Origin of the sequence: Methylobacter sp. (assembly GCF_004322395.1) — a bacterium.
In the GTDB taxonomy this organism is placed as follows: Bacteria; Pseudomonadota; Gammaproteobacteria; order Methylococcales; family Methylomonadaceae; genus Methylobacter_A.
Window position 1 is genome coordinate 1 of the sequence record NZ_SCTW01000072.1, and the last position, 17,530, is coordinate 17,530.

Genomic DNA, 17,530 nt, shown 5'->3' on the forward strand with positions numbered 1-17,530 from the left:
TTTTGTGGCTATAGTCGAGGTCAGCAAAACTGGTTTGATAGGACATAGGAGTATTGGATTTATTGAGTTCGATGGCAATATTATCCCATGAAGCCGGATTTAATCAGCGTTTCCCTAGGGAAACAGGACAGCAATTGACTAGAATCGTGAGTTTTTTCTTGATTAATGCCGTGATTGGACAGAGTTCTTTCTATAAAGGACTGATACTTAGCTGTACGGTTCAATTCGGCAGTTTCATAAGCTCCAAAATCATTTGTAGCAATCAGGATGTTCTTATGAGCCAGTAATCGACAGTAAGCAAAAGCAGCATCTTTAGCAAGACAAGCCTCAATCTTACCTCGAACAGAACATAATGAGTGTACTGCCGTTTGCACAATGCATTCACTCTCTTGAGCTGGTTGTAACTGCCAAATCTCCAAGTTATTCCCATCCGTCAGCAAAAGAAATGGTGCGCGGATATTTGATGCGTATGATTCGCCCTGCGCTTTTGCATCCCCAAACGACTCCCCGGGCACTTTAGCCTCTACGACAATTAGAGATGTATTTCTGTCGTGAATCGGACCATAAAACACTACAAAGTCGGCTTCAGGCTTTCGTCCTTTTCTTCCCTCCTGGAAAACCACTGGATATTTGGAACTAATATCATGATCGTCGTAGCCAAGAGCATGCAAGAGTGGAATAACCAAGCGAAGCTCGACGCTGGCCTCATTGCTGAATGAAGCATTCTGAATATCATTCCAAAAATTAGTCACTTATCATTCCCTCTGGATAAAAATCGGCCCTCCATACGGAGGGAGTGAACCCCCCAATCCTAACGTTTTTCCTATGCCGGAGCCAAGTCGTTGCGCTTAAACGTTTCGGACAGAACGACGCCGACCAATTATCGCCCTCACACAAAAGGTTCCAGGTCTTGAATTGTGCATATTTTGACTATCAATCAGCCTCAGCCAAAATTGATCGGATTGTTTCTATCGTCATGAACAGCGTCATCGGTTGTAAAGGCGATTCTACGAAACCACGTGAAAGATAGAACTGCTTGGCTTGGTCGGAAAGAGCGTGAACCAATATTGCAAATACCCCGGCATCAGCAGCGACGTTGACTGCCCGCAGCATCGCATCGCGCAACAGTGCCTGCCCGATTCCCTGATTATGGTAGCGCTTATCGACGGCGAGCCGGCCCAGCAGCAGGACTGGCAACGGGTTGGGCATGTTGCGTCGCATCGCTTTGGGTGCCGCATCAAGGCTGATCGCACCGGCGGACAGGCTGTAGTAACCAATAACATCCGTACCGGTACATAAAACAAAGCAGCGCGAAGCGCCAGTTGCATGATTCTTAAATGCCCGCTTTTTAAGCCATTCATTTAAGGATGATTCGCCGCAGTCAAAATTCGCCAGCTCTTGATCAGCCGTGATCGGTGCGGGCGGTGTGAAATCAAGGGCGGTCATTTCTCCCAGGGCGCTTTGGTCTTGAGCAACCGGCGTAGCTTATCGGTCGGTGGTAATGGACGATCAAGCAGTGCTTGAAATTTAGCAAAGGTGACTTTATCGACCGTGAAAAATGTTTGATCGAGCAGCACGTCTTCCGCCTCACGACAGGCGGCTTCAAGCATAAAATCAGACCGGCTGCGACCCAAACGATTTGCGGCCTGATCGATGAGATCGCGCTGTTTGGCTTTAGCGCGGATGTTAATGGAAACGGAAGACGCTTCTTTGGTTTGTGCATGTGGCATGGCTATACTCCTTTGAATACAGCTTGAGCATATATTACTGTATAGAACGTTGCAACACAGATAATGAGTCATTACCTACTCATTTTTTTCCTTGCCTTTTATATGTGATAACAAAAAAGGTTCCAAGCCTTGTATATTGCACACAAAACTACTGGCTATAGATATTTCATGGTTATTTGCAACAATGCAAGACCCTATTGGTTTTCCCTTCAATTATCCAGAAAAAGATTTATAACCACTAATTGCCCATCGATTTCTTGACCATGCTGCATATCTTCGGAATACAAAATATCACAGCTTGATTGAAGCGCAGAGCTGACGATCATACTGCCATACAGAGAAAAACCGAATCGTTCCGCAATATCCCATCCCCGCTCATGGGTATCGACAGCCACCGCTTGGGTTTGGCATACAGCTCGTACAATCCCCAACACATAGCGTATTTCGGCATAACCCATCCCCAGTTTTCGCGATGCGACCGAGGCAAATTCATTGAGCACCTGAACGCTTATGATGCCGCCCTTGACAATAATCGCTTCGGCTTGATCCGCTTTGCGGTTATCTTCGGACAGTAAATACACCAGAACGTCGGTATCGAAAAACGGCCTATCGGTTTTCATGGGCTTCCAAGCGGTCGAACTTGAAGTCGGCGGGCAAACGCCCCCGGTATTTGCGCAACCGGGCTAACAGCTCTTGCGGACTGGGTTTTTTCTCAAGTTCGAAAACCCGCTCACCGGCGATATGAATCTCGATGTCATCGCCTTCTTTAAGCTGAAGCGCTTCGACCACCGACGCGGGCAATCTTACGGCCAAGCTATTACCCCATTTTTCGACTTGCATGACAGACTCCCATGTATAAAAGATATACGGGTATTTATTGTATATCCAACTGACGGCCGGTCTAATGCTTCTTTGTGCGGCTAGAAAGATGGACAGCATGATGCTGGTTGTTGCCAAGACCGAAAAACGCGCGACGTGTACATTTCCACTCTGCGCAGTCACATTGAGGACATGGGCGGCGAGCTTGAATTGTATGATCATGGAATCCGGCAAGTAGAGAGTAATTGCGCTTAAATTCCATGTATTGGCAGCAGAGGCGTTTTTCGACGATAATACCCGCCTAATTACAATAATAAACAACAGGAACAAAGCCTTATGTCCACGTGGTTAGACTCGTCCTTTTTATCGAAAGACAGAATTATCGCCAAACCCGGTTTTAACCGCTGGCTGGTCGCTCCGGCTGCACTGGCGGTGCATCTGTGTATCGGTCAGGTTTATGCATTCAGCGTTTTTAACCTGCCGTTGACCAAGGTGCTGGGCGTGACCGAGTCGTTGCCGGAAGACTGGAAGTTGACTACCCTGGGTTGGATATTCAGTCTGGCCATCGTGTTTTTAGGTCTGTCGGCTGCATTTGCCGGTAAATGGCTGGAGAAAGTCGGGCCGCGCGTGACGATGTTTTGCTCGGCGCTTTGCTTTAGTTGCGGTTTTTTTATTGCGGCGCTTGGTGTGGAGCTGCATGAAATTTGGCTACTGTATTTGGGCTATGGCGTGTTGGGCGGTATCGGTTTGGGGCTGGGCTATGTGTCGCCGGTTTCGACGCTGATTAAATGGTTTCCCGACCGGCGCGGCATGGCGACCGGCTTGGCAATCATGGGTTTTGGCGGCGGCGCAATGATAGGCGCGCCGTTAGGCGTGTTTTTAATGAAGCATTTTTCGTCGTTGACATCGGTTGGCGTTGCCGAAACTTTTATAGTCATGGGCTGCATTTACCTGGTTTTTATGATGGTCGGCGCATTCAGTATCCGTTTGCCGGAAGAGGGCTGGTTGCCGGCTAATTTTCAGCCGGACACACGCAAAAGCAAGTTGATAACCGACAACCATGTGCATGTCGAGCAGGTACTTAAAACGCCGCAGTTTTATTTGTTGTGGTTGGTCCTGTGCCTGAATGTGACGGCCGGAATCGGTGTGCTCGGTCAGGCTTCGGCGATGAGCCAGGAGATGTTTAAGGATCAGATCACGCCTGAAAAAGCAGCGGCATTCGTTGGCATGCTGAGCTTCTTTAATATGGGCGGGCGGTTTTTCTGGTCGACTCTGTCCGATTACCTGGGCAGGAAAAGCACTTACTTCACCTTTTTCATGCTGGGCTGTGTGTTGTATTCTATTGTGCCTTATACCGGACGAATGAATAATGTGCTGCTGTTCATGGGCTGCTATGCGGTGATTATGAGTATGTACGGCGGCGGATTTTCAACCATTCCGGCTTATCTGGCCGATATTTTCGGCACGAAATACGTCGGCGCGATTCATGGCCGATTGTTGACTGCTTGGGCAACGGCAGGGGTTGCCGGGCCGGTGCTGGTGAATTACCTCAGGGAAAGCCAGATCGCTCAGGGCGTGCCGAAAGCCGATGCCTACAACATGACCATGCAGATTATGGCCGGGCTATTGTTGGTGGGATTCTTTTGCAATTTGGGCATCAAGGCTGTCGATGAAAAACATCATCTTCAGCATGATCAAGTGAATGATGAGTATGATGCGGCATAAAGCCGCGCCTTACTAACAAGATTATTTTTTTGCCTGCAATCCGACTTTTAAATCCGCCAGCCAATTGATAAAGCGCATTGCATCCGGTCCCTGAAAGATAGCGCCGTGTTGGGGGCAAAGCATGTCAATATCCATTTGGCTGACGCGTTCGCACCAATCCAGTTTGGCGTCGTTGGCGCCAAACCAGCGGCGGTGGAATCCTTCCATAAAACGTACATGTTTGTCGAAATCGTCAACGAATAAATACTCTTCCCCGTACGGCAGCAGGGCGGCTCCTACGTCACCGGAAAAAAGTATCTTGGCTTGAGGGTCGTATAAGTTGAAATTGCCGGAAGAGTGCAGGTAATGGGCGGGCACCGCCTGCAAAGTTAAATCGCCTAAATGGATCGGCATGCCTTCGTCAGGGATAGAAAGAAAAGTCGTGTTGTTGCCGCCAAAATGGGGGACGAAAGATTCCCATAACCACGAAATATAGCATTTGATTCCAGGGCTGATGTCCAGCCAAAGCGAAAGGGAGGAAATGATGTCAGGATCCTGATGCGAAGCAAATAAAGCGCGGATTTTTTTCGGATCGAATTCAGTGCTGATCGCGGAAAATACGCTGGGAAAGATTTCAATGCCGCCTGGGTCGGTTAACAGTGCTTCATCACGATTAATGATCAGGTACTCATTGGTATCGATCAGATAGTTGGGTCTTTCCGGATCGCGGGTGACGGCTGCCCAACGATGCGTGCCTTTACTGTAAATATATTCGATTTTTTTCATGTTGATGCGCGGATGTTATGTATAAGTGTTTGCAGGGAAGAGGTGATTTCGTCCATTGTGGTTTCGATGCGCTCGGCAACAAGTTTCAGTTCGCCGCTCAACTCCTGTCCGTAGGCGGCTTCTATTTTGGCATTACGGCTGAGCGCCTCGCTGGTTTTGCAATACTCATAAGCATTTTCCAATGTCCACAATAGCGAGGATAGGCCTTCTTCGATTCCATGATTGAGCTTATTCATATCGGCTTGTTTATGCGAGATAGCCGAATCAATTATCGCGTGCTGGTCGCCAATCAACGCTAGCTGCAAATAGCCCATCATGCGCTGCGCCTTGCACAAAATTGTTACATCGTAAATTATCATCGCAATTGTCTTGGACACCTCGTTCATTAGCTCGCGTAGCTTAGCGCTGAGCAGGCGCAATTCGAGGGCAATCACACTAAATCCACGGGATTTGATGCCGGCGCGACGAGTAATAAGCATCGCATTAACGGCGATTAAATTGGTTTTGAATGGGATCTCAATAATGAGCTTGATGTCTTCGCAGATGACCAAGGTCAGCTCAAGCCGTGCCAAGTGCGCGGCAGTGTCGTAAGATACTTCATTCAAAGCTTGCACTATAAGATACCTGGATTTAGATTTTTTTAAACAGCGCTCGGGTAGGCGCCTGCATAATCAGTTGCGGAATCGCTGACAAAGGCAAAATACCATCGACAGCACCCAGCTTGACCGCTTCTTTGGGCATGCCATAGACCACGCAACTGGCTTCATCTTGCGCTATGGTCAGGGCTCCGGCATCGTGCATCTCTTTCATGCCATGGGCGCCGTCATCGCCCATGCCGGTCAGGATAATGCCTATCGCATTAGGCCCCGCAGACTGGGCACTGGAGCGGAATAGTACGTCAACCGAGGGGCGATGTCTACTGACAAGCGGCCCGTCTTTGACATCAACCTGATACTGTGCGCCGCTACGGTGCAATAACATGTGCTTGCCGCCGGGAGCGATTAAAACCACACCGGGTAATGCGCGATCATTTTGTGCGGCTTCTTTTACCGTTACTTGGCAAATGCCGTCCAGCCTCTTGGCAAAAGCCGCGGTAAAATGTTCCGGCATGTGTTGCACCACCACAATCGGCGGGGCGGTGCGCGGCAACTGGGTGAATAGGTATTCCAATGCCTGCGTGCCACCGGTTGAAGTACCGATGACGATTACCCGGTCGGTCGTCTGTATCATCGGCTTTAGGGGACTAGTGCCGAACAGGCTGTTTATGCTTTTAGGGGCAGGATTGGGCGCGGCAGCGCTTGATTTGATTGTCCGGGGCCGGGATGCCGCGGCCGCCTTGATTACATCGATAATGGTAGATTTGGATTCTTGCAGGAAGTTGCGCAAGTTTACTTTCGGCTTGGTGATAATATCGACCGCACCGGCACTCATCGCCTGCATGGTCACTTCCGCGCCTTTTTCCGTCAAGGTGGAACAAATGACTACCGGGACTGGGCGCTCGCTCATCAGTTTTTTAAGGAAAGTCACTCCGTCCATGCGCGGCATTTCAATGTCCAGCACGATGACATCCGGCCATTCGGTTTCCATTTTCTTCATCGCAAAAATAGGGTCTGGCGCAGCGCCGATTACTTTTATGTCTGACACGCCGTCCAACAAACCGGTTAATACCTGCCGTACTACGGCGGAGTCATCGACTATTAATAGTTTAATCATTAGATTTTATTGTTTTTATTATTCAGCAGGCAAAAGAGGGTGCCGACAATTATGATTAAATAAGATTTTCTTACCTGAAAGCTTTATGTTTAAACGCCGGCTTTTCCTGTTGATTTTTAAATAATTTATTAATTGAAGTTCGTGTTCTTCGGGCAAGGTTCAATTGATTTATTGCCAACCGACAAATCTATCTCGAAAAGATCAATGACTTTTCATAAATCTTCTCTAAAAAGCATGTTTTAGCAAACCTATTGTATCCCTTGTAGACTGCATTGATGATCTTTTCAGTTAAATTTTGAATCTTAGATTCAATTCATAAGTGCAATCCAAATTCAATAGGGTTTTTCCATCAAATGATCGGCAATCAATGCGCTGATTTTACGCTTTTAAAAAACCGATTTTTTTGTCTGCCTTCGAGTGAATAAATGCCCATGGTTTCAGGCTAAACAGATCAATCGTTTCAAATATGACATCTCTTTTTAAGATAATCAAACAAGATAAAACACAATAAAAATATGGAAACTGAGCTATTTTTGTTAGGCTTACAATAAATAGTTACTTAAAACGTTAGGGCTTCATTTATGAGCATGTTGCAATTCCCCAGAAAATCCAACAACCTATACAATAAAATCGCGGTTTCTAGCCACAGCTTATTACCTTACACGCTTTCATTATTGCTCATCCTGACTTTGTTTATATGCCGCTTATCTTGGGCGGAGGGCGTGAGTATTTATGGTCCTGCGCAATTCACCCGCAGCACCGGCAACCCGGTGCAGGTGCAACGAACTATCGCCGTTACCAACCCTGCCGCGTCTTACCGACTCGTTATCGTCAATGGCGGCCTGCAAGACGATACTCAAACCGGCGACTATGTCAGCTCCAGTACTATCTATTGGAACGGTAACCTGATAGCGAGCCCCTCCAACTTCAACCAGCAAATGACTAGGCTGACCCTGCCGGTCACCGTCCAATTATCCAACACCTTAACCGTCGAGTTGCAAGGCAAACCCGGCGGCTCTATCACCGTGCAATTATTGCGTGGCAATCAAGCGCCGATAGCACACGCCGGGGCCGATCAAACTCTCTATGTCGGCGGCTTGGCATTACTCGACGGCAGCACATCGACCGACAATGATGGCGACACTTTAAGTTACCGTTGGCGAATCACCGAAGCGCCTGCAAACAGCCACACCCAGCTCAGCGATAGCACAGCCATTCGCCCTGAATTTCCGGTTGACGCTTACGGACATTACCAAGCTGAGCTGATTGTTAACGATGGTTTTGTCGACAGTGTCCCGGACCCCATCGCCATCGATACGCGCAATTCCGTGCCGGTTGCGAACGCGGGAGCTGATCAAAGTGCCTTCGTCGGCAATACTGTCGGGCTCGATGGCGGCTTATCCCACGATGTCGACGGTAACACCTTGAGCTACCGCTGGAGCCTGGTTGAAAAGCCCGAGGCCAGCAGCACCGTCATTATCGACGACCATCTCCAGCAATGCCGTATCGCTATCGACAAGCCCGGCCATTATGTCGCCAAACTGATCGTCAATGATGGCGAACTGGACAGCGAGCCTGATCTGGTCGCCATCGATACCCAAAACTCTAAACCGGTAGCTAATGCAGGACCGGATCAAATCAATAAAACCGTCGGCATTCCGGTCGAGTTGGATGGCAGTCTATCCTCAGATGCCGATGGCGATGCGCTGAGTTATATCTGGTCCTTATTGCATCAGCCGGTGGGCAGTAGCGCCGTGGTCCAGCAAGCCGACCAGACAAAAGCCGTTTTTACGCCCGATAAAACCGGCGATTATGTCGGCCAGCTGATCGTCAACGACGGTCAGCTTAATAGCGATCCCGCTACAGCTTTAGTTACCGTATCCGTCGTAGCGCCGGTCAACAATCCCCCGCGAATCACTTCCAGCCCGATATTGGCTGCAACCGTGGGCAGTCTCTACAGCTATGATGTGAATGCCGACGATCCGGATAACGATACCTTAAGCTACAGCCTTAGCTCCTATCCTTCCGGTATGACTATCAACCCCCAAAGCGGCCTGATCAGCTGGACGCCGGCAGCCGATCAAACCGGTGCTCAGCCGGTTAACGTCACCGTCACCGATGGCAAAGGCGGCAGCGATAGCCAAAGTTTCATCGTAACAGTGGCGCCATCGGGACTTATAACCGTCCCCGATCTTGTCAATCTGAGTCGCACCGCCGCAGAAACGGCCCTTGTTAACGCCAAATTAAGCGTCGGTACGTCCAGTTTTATCAATAACCCGGCTATTCCGGGCAGTGTAATTTCGCAAACTCCAAATGCAGGTTCTTTAGTAGCAGTAGGGGCCACCGTCACTCTGACCCTATCGCTAGGACCAGATCAAGGATTGCCTCCCGATCCGGCAATTATCGCACCCAAAATCGATACAACCGTGGCGACTACGGTTTCGGCCTCGACCGAGTTCCTCTATTCCGGCAGTAACCCTATCCAGACCGGCGTTGCTCCCGGCACCATCGACGCCAAACGCGTTGCAGTCATTCGCGGCAAAGTGTTGGACAAGGACAATAACGCACTGCCCGGCGTGACCATCACCATCAAGGATCACCCGGAGTTAGGCCAGACCTTGAGCCGGGCGGATGGCCTGTTCGACATGGCGGTTAACGGCGGCGGCTTGTTGACCATCAACTATAAAAAAACCGGTTACTTGCCGGTTCAACGACAAGTCTCTGCACCTTGGCAGAATTACGCCTTTGCCGATACCGCAATTTTGATCCAACAGGACGCCAAGGTCACCACCATCGATCTGAACGACAATACGCAGGATTTTCAGGTGGCCCAAGGCAGTCAAGTCACCGATCAGGATGGCGTCCGGCAAGCTACGCTACTGATTCCGAAAGGCACCCAAGCTCAGATTTATAACCCTGACGGCAGCACAAAGCCCATTAATACGCTCAATCTTCGCCTGACCGAATACACCGTTGGCGCAAACGGCTCTGAATCTATGCCTGGACCTTTGCCGCCTAGCAGCGCCTATACCTATGCCTTCGAAATGAAAGCGGACGAGACCGACGTCAAAGTCGACGGCAAGGATGTGTTATTCGACAGGCCGGTGCCGTTCTATATCGATAATTTCCTGAGTTTTCCGGTCGGCACCGCAGTTCCGGTGGGCTACTACGACCGAGCCAAGGCGGCCTGGATACCCTCCGACAACGGCAAAGTCATTAAAATTTTCGCCATCAATAACGGCGTCGCCGACATTGACAGCGACAATGACAACTTGGCAGATAGTGAAGCCAAATTGCTGGCTTTGGGTATTACCGCCGAGGAAAGAACTCAACTCGCTAGTCTTTATCAGGTCGGCAAAACATTATGGCGGGTTCAGGTGACACATTTGTCCACCTGGGATTGCAACTGGCCATATAAAATGCCGGACGATGCGGTTCAAGCGAAAAATCTACCGCCTGTGACTGATAAAAAAGTGGATGACCCTTGTAAACTCCCTGGCTCCATTGTCGAATGCGAAAATCAAGTGCTGGGTGAAACTCTTCCAATCACCGGCACTTCGAACACTCTCAACTATCGTAGCGCCAGAGTGGCAGGAAGAAAGTCCAACACCATGCAGATACCGTTGAGCGGGGCCACGCTCCCAAGCTCTTTAAAGCGGATTGACATGGTAGTGGAAGTCGCAGGCCGCCGCTTTGAACAAAGTTTTCAGCCTACACCGAATCAAACCGTTCCGTTTGAATGGGATGGAGTCGATGCGTTTGGCCGTCCAGTTCAGGGTTTTCAAGCAGCATCCATCAAGATTGGTTACGCTTACGCCCCTGTCTATGCTACTCCGGCAGCGCTATCAGCCGCTTTTGGCCGCTTCTCGGGAGTACCGCTTGAAGGTAATCGCGCACGCAACGAAGTGCGGATATGGCAGGAACAGACTGCACGGTTGGGAGGATGGACTAATCGTAGCGATAACTTGGCCGCCTGGAGTCTGAATACACATCACTCTTATGATCCGGTTGCGCAAATACTCTACCTAGGCGATGGCAGTCAACGTAGCGTTCAAGGCGCGGTTGCAAACAATGTCATCACCACCGTAGCTGGCAATGGTACAGCAGGTTTCAGCGGAGATGGAGGGAGAGCCGATTTAGCCATGCTGAACCGACCGCAAAGCCTTATCAACACAGCTGACGGTGGGCTCTATTTCTGCGATAGCGGTAATAATCGAATCCGGTATATTGGGGCCAATGGTTTGATACGCACTATCGCAGGCACTGGTAGCGCGGGTTACGCCGGCGACGGTGGTTTGGCTGCTCAAGCGAAATTGAATGAGCCGGATGGCATCGCCCTAGGTTCTGATGGCAGTCTCTATATTGCCGATTTTGCCAACCAACGAGTTCGTCAAATCACTCCTGATGGAATCATTCGCACCATCGCCGGTACCGGCAGCGCGGGATTTTCCGGAGACAACGGCCCGGCAGTTGCCGCACAAATCAATGGCCCATACTCTGTCGCTGTTGCGCCGGATAATACGGTTTATTTCTCCGATCTGTTCAACAACCGTATCCGTCGGATTTCTCCTGACGGTCAGATCACTACCGTCGCCGGAAATGGTAGCGACGGGCAAGCTGCCGACGGTACTCCCCCGCTTACAGCGCCCATGCATCCCGGCTTTCTGGCTTTGGACAGAGACGGTAGTTTATATTTTACCGATACCGGCGCCAAAATCCGTCGTCTCACTCCTAGCGGCGTTCTCAGCACAGTCGCCGGCAACGGGAGCGGCGGCTATAGCGGCGACGGTGGACCGGCAACAAATGCACAGATACTGCCTTCGAGCATCGTCTTCCAGATGAACGGCAGCCTACTCATCACTGAAGCTTACAATAATCGTGTACGCAAAGTAGCGCCGGACGGCATAATCAACACGCTCGCTGGCACGGGGCCTACGGGAGGTTTTGGAACCGGTGGTTTCAATGGTGATGGGCGCTACCCCTTGCAAACACAGTTCAACTATCCGCGCAATATCAGCGTCAGCGCTGACGGTACGGTTTATCTCTCCGACGTGCTCAACCACCGCGTACGCCGCCTAAAGCCATCGCTGCCAGGTTTTAACTGGAACGAATTCACCATCCCCTCGGAAGACGGCACAGAACTGTACCGCTTCGGTTCCACAGGACGGCATCTTGCAACACTAAACGCCCTCACCAGTGCCACTCTGCTCAGCTTTAGCTACGATACTCAGGGCCGCCTCAGCCAAATCACCGACGGCGACGGCCTGATCACCCAAATCGAACGCGATGCACTGGGTAATCCCACCGCGATCGTCGCACCGTTCGGTCAGCGCAGCACATTCTCCTTGGATAGCAACGGTTACCTTGCCAAAGTCACCAACCCCGCAGGCGAAAGCCATGAAATGACTTACACCGTCGACGGCTTGTTGACTTCGTTCAAAGACCCTAACGGCAATGCCTCCACCTTTGCTTATGATGCACTGGGCCGGTTGTTGACCGATACGAACGCCAGTGGTGGCGGTCTGTCCCTATCTCGTACCGAGCTGGCCGACGGACATATCGCGACGGTGACCAGCGTACTCAACCGGGTCACTACCCATACCGTGCACAACCTCAGCACCGGCGACCGGGAGCGAAAACATACCCAGCCGGACAACACCACGTCGACCACGCTGGAAAAAACCGACGGCACCACGATCACCACTGAAGCGGACGGCACAGTGACCACCTCGCTCAAAGGTCCCGATCCGCGTTTTTCAATGCTGTCGCCTATCGCTAAAAGCCTGCAAACCAGCACCGGTGGCCTGACCTCCAACCTGACCAGCCAGCGTAGCGCCGTGCTGGCTGATTCGAACAACCCGCTGAGCCTGACCACGCTGACCGATACCGTCACCCTAAACGGCCGCACCCAAACCACCGTCTACGATGCCGCGAGCAAGGCATTCACGGCCACCAGTGCCGCAGCCCGGCAAACCAAGGCAATAATTGACAGCCTAGGCCGGCTCACTCAAACCCAAATGACCGGCCTACTGCCGGTCAACAACAGCTACGATCCCCAAGGCCGTCTGGCAACCATCGTCCAGGGCAGCGGGGCGGATGAGCGCCTAGTCAGCTTCGCCTACAACCCGCAAGGCTATCTCGACAGCGTCACCGACCCGGTCGGTCGGCAAGTCAAGTATGAGTACGATTTGGCCGGCCGGGTAACCCGGCAAATCCTGCCGGACAACCGCGAGATTCTGTTCAGTTACGATGCCAACGGCAACCTGACCAAACTTTTGCCGCCCGGACGGCCCGGACACAGCTTTACCTACACGCCGGTCAACCTGACCGAATCCGCCGTACCGCCGGATGTGGGGGCAGGCACCAACAGCACCCGCTACCATTACAACCTCGACAAGCAACTGATCCAAGTGCAACGTCCTGACGGCCAGACCATAGACTACAGCTACGATGCGGCCGGACGTACCGGCAGCTTCACCATTCTCGAAGGCAGCTACAGCTATAGCTACCATTCAACAACCGGCAAGCTTACCGGCATCACCACGCCGGATGGGCTAGGATTGAATTACACCTTCAGCGGAGCATTACCGACCCAGACCAACTGGTCGGGAGTCGTAACCGGCAGCGTCGGCAAAACCTACGACAATGACTTCCGCGTCAGCACGATCAGCGTCAACGGCGCTAACCCGTTCACCTACCAGTACGACAATGACAGCCTGCTGACCGCCGTTAAAAACACCGCCTTGGGCATCAACCTGACTCTGGCGCGCAACACCCAGAACGGCCTGCTGACCGGCACCGCGCTAGGCAGCTTGACCGATAGCTACAGTTACAATGGCTTTGGTGAAGTCACTCAATATCTGGCGAAGTATACAACGGCAGACTTGTACAAAACTGAATTCAGCCGCGACAAACTGGGCCGGATTACCCAAAAGATAGAAACCATCGGAGGCAGCATCAGCACTTTCGATTACGCCTACGATGTGGCAGGCCGACTGATCGAAGTGAAACTGAATGGCGCCGTGCAGTCCAGTTATGGCTACGACGAAAACGGCAACCGCACTGACTTGAACCCTTCGACAGGCTCAGGACAGGCTGCACCGATTGCCCACTACGACGCCCAAGATCGGCTATTGGACTACAACAATACGACGTATGACTACACCGCCAATGGCGAACTGAAAACCAAGAGCGTAGGCAATGCTACAACCAGTTACCACTACGACGTGCTGGGCAACCTGAGACAGGTTACCTTGCCCGGCGGCACCACCCTAGACTACGTGATCGACGGCCAGAACCGCCGGATCGGCAAAAAGCGCAACAACGTGCTGGAGCAGGGCTTCCTGTACCAAGATTCACTCAAGCCGATTGCCGAACTCGACGGTAATAACCAAGTCGTCAGCCGTTTCGTTTACGCCACCGGTGTCAATGTGCCGGACTTCATGATCAAAGGCGGCGTTACCTATCGGATCATCAGGGATCACCTAGGCTCCCCCCGGCTGGTCGTCGACATAGCGACCAACACCGTGATTCAAAAGATGAACTACGATGTCTGGGGCAAGGTCATCCAGGACACCAACCCCGGCTTCCAGCCGTTCGGCTATGCCGGCGGGCTTTATGACGGCGACACCGGACTGGTCAGATTCGGAGCAAGGGATTATGATGCCGAAACCGGACGGTGGACAGCCAAAGACCCGATTGGATTTGAGGGCGGGGATACCAATTTGTATGGGTATGTGGTGAATGATCCGGTTAACTTAATTGATCCGCTAGGTCTGATTAATAGGGTCAAATTAGGTGTTGGAGCTGTTAACGCAGCCAATTCATTTCGATTAGGGCTGCAAGGTGTTGGTTTCGCAGTAGCAAGTGTATTTTCATATGGAATTGGACAACCTGAAGTTGGTGCTCCTGCAGCCGCAATAGCTGCATGGAAATTTAATTCAGCGAAGTCTGCTGCTAAAAGAGGAGGAAAACAACTAGGAGAAGGTTTTGCAGAACCAGAATGCAATGAATCATATCGTAATCTGTTAGGTCTACTTCCATTTGGTGATAAATTTGATGATAAAGATGAGCCATTACCTCAAGATTTAGATTTAATTAATGGTCAGTCACTTACTGACTTACTTGGTGAATTTGGGACGATTTTCTAGACTAAAGGATTGTATAATGTTTGATATTCTTGGCGAACTAGGTTCAATCCCACCTTGGATATATCGAGGATGGTTATATATAGTGTCATCAAAATATAGACAAAACCGTGCTCGTGTATGGGAAATGCAAACTTTATTTTATAAATGGTTCGATATTAGTTTGTCGATTGTCTTTATGGTTATTGAGATACTGATACTTGTGAAGTTTGTACTTCCGTACGGCGGGTAATTTGCGAACCAAATAACTGGGGTCAGGAGGCGCATCCTAAAAATAACCTAAAAAAAACGTCGGGGTCTACCATTGTATTTTGTAGGTGACACCCTTGTTCAGAAAGCGTAGTCTATTTTCCTGGCGAGGGTGTGGCTTAAGGGGGCCACAACTTAGGTTGGCTAGACTTTGAAACACAAATACAATGATAGACCCTGTTGTTTATGACCCCGTTGTTTTTACCCTAACGTATTGTAGCCTTTGAAGAATGCATTAATAATTTTTTCAGTAATGTCTGGATAGTTATAATTATCTGCGTTCATCATATTTATCTGCGTTATCCGCGTTCCATTGTATTTAATAATGCCCGTTACCAAAAATCAGCCTGATCCGATGGCTGTGGAATGTGTACGGCGGTATTTGTTTTTAAAAAACGCTTTTCCAAGTTAACAACAGCTTGTTCTTCATCGTGCTCAATACGCTTAACATAGACGGAAAAATCGCTGGCCAGAAAGAAAATATTGCGCCCTATGTGACCGCCTAAACCGGAAGCCACCAATGGAATATGTTCGGTTTTCAAAAAGGTTTTAAAAAGGCAGGGTCAGGTCTTGCAAAGACACATTGTTATGCTATAGTTTTTTTATGTCAAGACCCTTACGCATTGAACTATCTGGTGGGCTGTACCACGTTACCTCGCGCGGCGACCGGCGCGAGGACATCTATTTTTCCGATGCCGACCGCGAAGCGTGGCTGGCTTTGCTGGGTCAAGTATGTGAACGCTTTAATTGGTGCTGCCATGCCTACTGCCAGATGACCAATCATTATCATGTGGTGGTGGAGACACCCGAAGGTAACCTTGCCCAAGGCATGCGCCAGCTCAATGGCGTCTACACCCAAGCCATCAACCGGACTCATGGGCGGGTTGGGCATGTATTTCAGGGGCGATACAAATCCATTCTGATTGAGAAGGATAGCTATCTGCTGGAGTTGGCGCGGTACGTGGTGCTCAACCCGTTGCGCGCAGGCATGATCAAAGAGATCGGCGACTGGCCGTGGAGCAGTTACCCTGCCATGATCGGTGCGGCGCCCACTCCGGTTTGGTTGCAAACGGATTGGCTGTTGGGGCAATTCGATCCACAACGTGATAGAGCGCAGGAGAAATATGCGGACTTTGTGCGTGCCGGAGCCGGGTTGCCGAGTCTATGGGCAGACCTTCGCAATCAGGTTTTTCTTGGCAGTGAAGGGTTTGTTGCGCGGATGCATGCCGCAGTTTCCCCCGAACAATCGCTAGATGAGATTCCGCGTATGCAGCGACGGCTGCCTGCTAAGTCGCTGGACAGCTACCGGGAGGAGCATGGGGAAAACTCGCGCTTGGGGATGGCGTTGGCTTATCTGAGCGGGGATTATTCAATGAAGGCGATTGCCGATGAATTCGGCGTTCATTACGCCACCGTCAGTCGTGCAGTCAAAGAGTATAATTCAAAAAATACCCTTTAATGTAGCTTTGCAAGACCTGACCCCAGCGATGTGACCCCAGCGATGTGTTTCGTTCCTGGTTACGTCCGCATCGCGGGATTTCCCAAGCCTATCTACCGATTTATTTAGGCTTTTTCGAGTTTGTGCATAACGCAAAAAAACGCGGCAAAGCTTTATTAAGTTCACTGTTGGAACTGATTGTCAGTTAGCTCCCTGGAATCCATTATGAGCCATTTGTTTTTGTTAGCAGGTTTTATGTATTTATTGTTTAATATAATAAATTACATATTTATAAATAATTGTGCAGGGGGAGAAATACATAGGATTTCCTTTAGACCAGAAGGAGTAACTTTTGGTATTGTTACTCAAATATTTAGTGAATATGTGGTAATAATTTCTTTGCTTATTATATTGTTCATATATTTACGACACTCAACTCATTGGACAATATTTTCCGCGATTGGATGTTCAATATTTATAACTAAATGGTATGAAATTATTTACCTTATTAAAGATAAAGAACATTATATTTTTTTTGCAATAACAATATTATTTGTTGCCATCATTATAATATTTAGTGTATCAGCTCTATCGGCTTTTCTAATACAAAGAGGTACAAAGAGATAAATTAGGAATAGGAATAACTGGGGTCGAATAACTGCGGCAACAACCGACAGGTGTGTTTTGCCAACGAGCAAGATTTTGTGGCTTATGCCGGCTGGTTGAAAGACTGTTTCAAGAAGAAAAATACAGGTAGAGTAGAGGACAGGCTCTCGCCTGTCCTCTACTCTACCTTTTTTACCTGGGTGATCGAAAACAGAAAAGGGGTCTACCATTGTATTTTGTAGGTGACACCCTTGTTGAGAAAGCGTAGTCTATTTTCCTGGCGAGGGTGTGGCTTAAGGGGTCCGCAACTTAGGTTGGCTCGACTTTGAAATGCCGCC

The 17,530-nt window shown here is 49.9% G+C and carries 12 protein-coding genes; 3 read left to right on the forward strand and 9 right to left on the reverse strand.

What is annotated here, in order from left to right:
* Window positions 1-80 precede the first annotated feature (80 nt).
* From EPO18_RS10670 to EPO18_RS10690, 5 genes are all read right to left on the reverse strand, one after another.
* The gene (locus EPO18_RS10670) at window positions 81-752 is read right to left on the reverse strand and encodes a type I restriction enzyme HsdR N-terminal domain-containing protein (RefSeq protein ID WP_292433352.1); all 672 of its coding nucleotides are present in this window, start codon (window positions 750-752) and stop codon (window positions 81-83) included.
* Between the two features lie 181 nt (window positions 753-933).
* Window positions 934-1,446: a GNAT family N-acetyltransferase gene (locus EPO18_RS10675; protein WP_292433353.1), complete on the reverse strand. Its 513-nt coding sequence runs from the start codon at window positions 1,444-1,446 to the stop codon at window positions 934-936.
* Window positions 1,443-1,730 carry a type II toxin-antitoxin system TacA family antitoxin gene (locus EPO18_RS10680; RefSeq protein WP_292433354.1) on the reverse strand — a complete coding sequence of 96 codons (288 nt, stop codon included), beginning with the start codon at window positions 1,728-1,730 and terminating at the stop codon, window positions 1,443-1,445. The genes EPO18_RS10675 and EPO18_RS10680 overlap by 4 nt, the downstream gene beginning before the upstream one ends.
* A 209-nt stretch (window positions 1,731-1,939) precedes the next feature.
* Window positions 1,940-2,350 (reverse strand): PIN domain-containing protein, encoded by a 411-nt coding sequence (locus EPO18_RS10685; protein WP_292433355.1) that lies wholly within the window; start codon window positions 2,348-2,350, stop codon window positions 1,940-1,942.
* On the reverse strand, window positions 2,337-2,771 hold the full coding sequence (locus tag EPO18_RS10690) for an AbrB/MazE/SpoVT family DNA-binding domain-containing protein (protein WP_292433356.1): 435 nt from the start codon (window positions 2,769-2,771) through the stop codon (window positions 2,337-2,339). The genes EPO18_RS10685 and EPO18_RS10690 overlap by 14 nt, the downstream gene beginning before the upstream one ends.
* 114 nt (window positions 2,772-2,885) lie before the next feature.
* Between EPO18_RS10690 and EPO18_RS10695 the strand changes: the two genes are divergently transcribed.
* On the forward strand, window positions 2,886-4,274 hold the full coding sequence (locus EPO18_RS10695) for an L-lactate MFS transporter (RefSeq protein ID WP_292433357.1): 1,389 nt from the start codon (window positions 2,886-2,888) through the stop codon (window positions 4,272-4,274).
* 21 nt (window positions 4,275-4,295) lie between these two features.
* On the opposite strand, the gene EPO18_RS10700 is transcribed toward EPO18_RS10695, so the two are convergent.
* Genes EPO18_RS10700 through EPO18_RS10710 form a run of 3 tightly spaced genes read right to left on the reverse strand, consistent with a single transcriptional unit; the run spans window position 4,296 to window position 6,752 of the window.
* Window positions 4,296-5,039 (reverse strand): oxygen-binding di-iron domain-containing protein, encoded by a 744-nt coding sequence (locus EPO18_RS10700; protein ID WP_292433358.1) that lies wholly within the window; start codon window positions 5,037-5,039, stop codon window positions 4,296-4,298.
* Window positions 5,036-5,653 carry a methyl-accepting chemotaxis protein gene (locus tag EPO18_RS10705; protein ID WP_292433359.1) on the reverse strand — a complete coding sequence of 206 codons (618 nt, stop codon included), beginning with the start codon at window positions 5,651-5,653 and terminating at the stop codon, window positions 5,036-5,038. Before EPO18_RS10705 ends, EPO18_RS10700 begins: the two co-directional genes overlap by 4 nt.
* A gap of 16 nt (window positions 5,654-5,669) precedes the next feature.
* Complete coding sequence (locus EPO18_RS10710; RefSeq protein ID WP_292433360.1) at window positions 5,670-6,752, reverse strand: protein-glutamate methylesterase/protein-glutamine glutaminase; 1,083 nt, start codon at window positions 6,750-6,752, stop codon at window positions 5,670-5,672.
* Between the two features lie 722 nt (window positions 6,753-7,474).
* Between EPO18_RS10710 and EPO18_RS10715 the strand changes: the two genes are divergently transcribed.
* The gene (locus EPO18_RS10715) at window positions 7,475-14,902 is read left to right on the forward strand and encodes an NHL domain-containing protein (RefSeq protein ID WP_292433361.1); all 7,428 of its coding nucleotides are present in this window, start codon (window positions 7,475-7,477) and stop codon (window positions 14,900-14,902) included.
* 578 nt (window positions 14,903-15,480) lie between these two features.
* On the opposite strand, the gene EPO18_RS10720 is transcribed toward EPO18_RS10715, so the two are convergent.
* Window positions 15,481-15,690 carry a hypothetical protein gene (locus tag EPO18_RS10720; RefSeq protein ID WP_292433362.1) on the reverse strand — a complete coding sequence of 70 codons (210 nt, stop codon included), beginning with the start codon at window positions 15,688-15,690 and terminating at the stop codon, window positions 15,481-15,483.
* 62 nt (window positions 15,691-15,752) lie between these two features.
* On the opposite strand from EPO18_RS10720, the gene EPO18_RS10725 reads away from it, so the two are divergent.
* The gene (locus EPO18_RS10725; protein ID WP_292433363.1) at window positions 15,753-16,607 is read left to right on the forward strand and encodes a transposase; all 855 of its coding nucleotides are present in this window, start codon (window positions 15,753-15,755) and stop codon (window positions 16,605-16,607) included.
* Window positions 16,608-17,530: the final 923 nt, after the last annotated feature.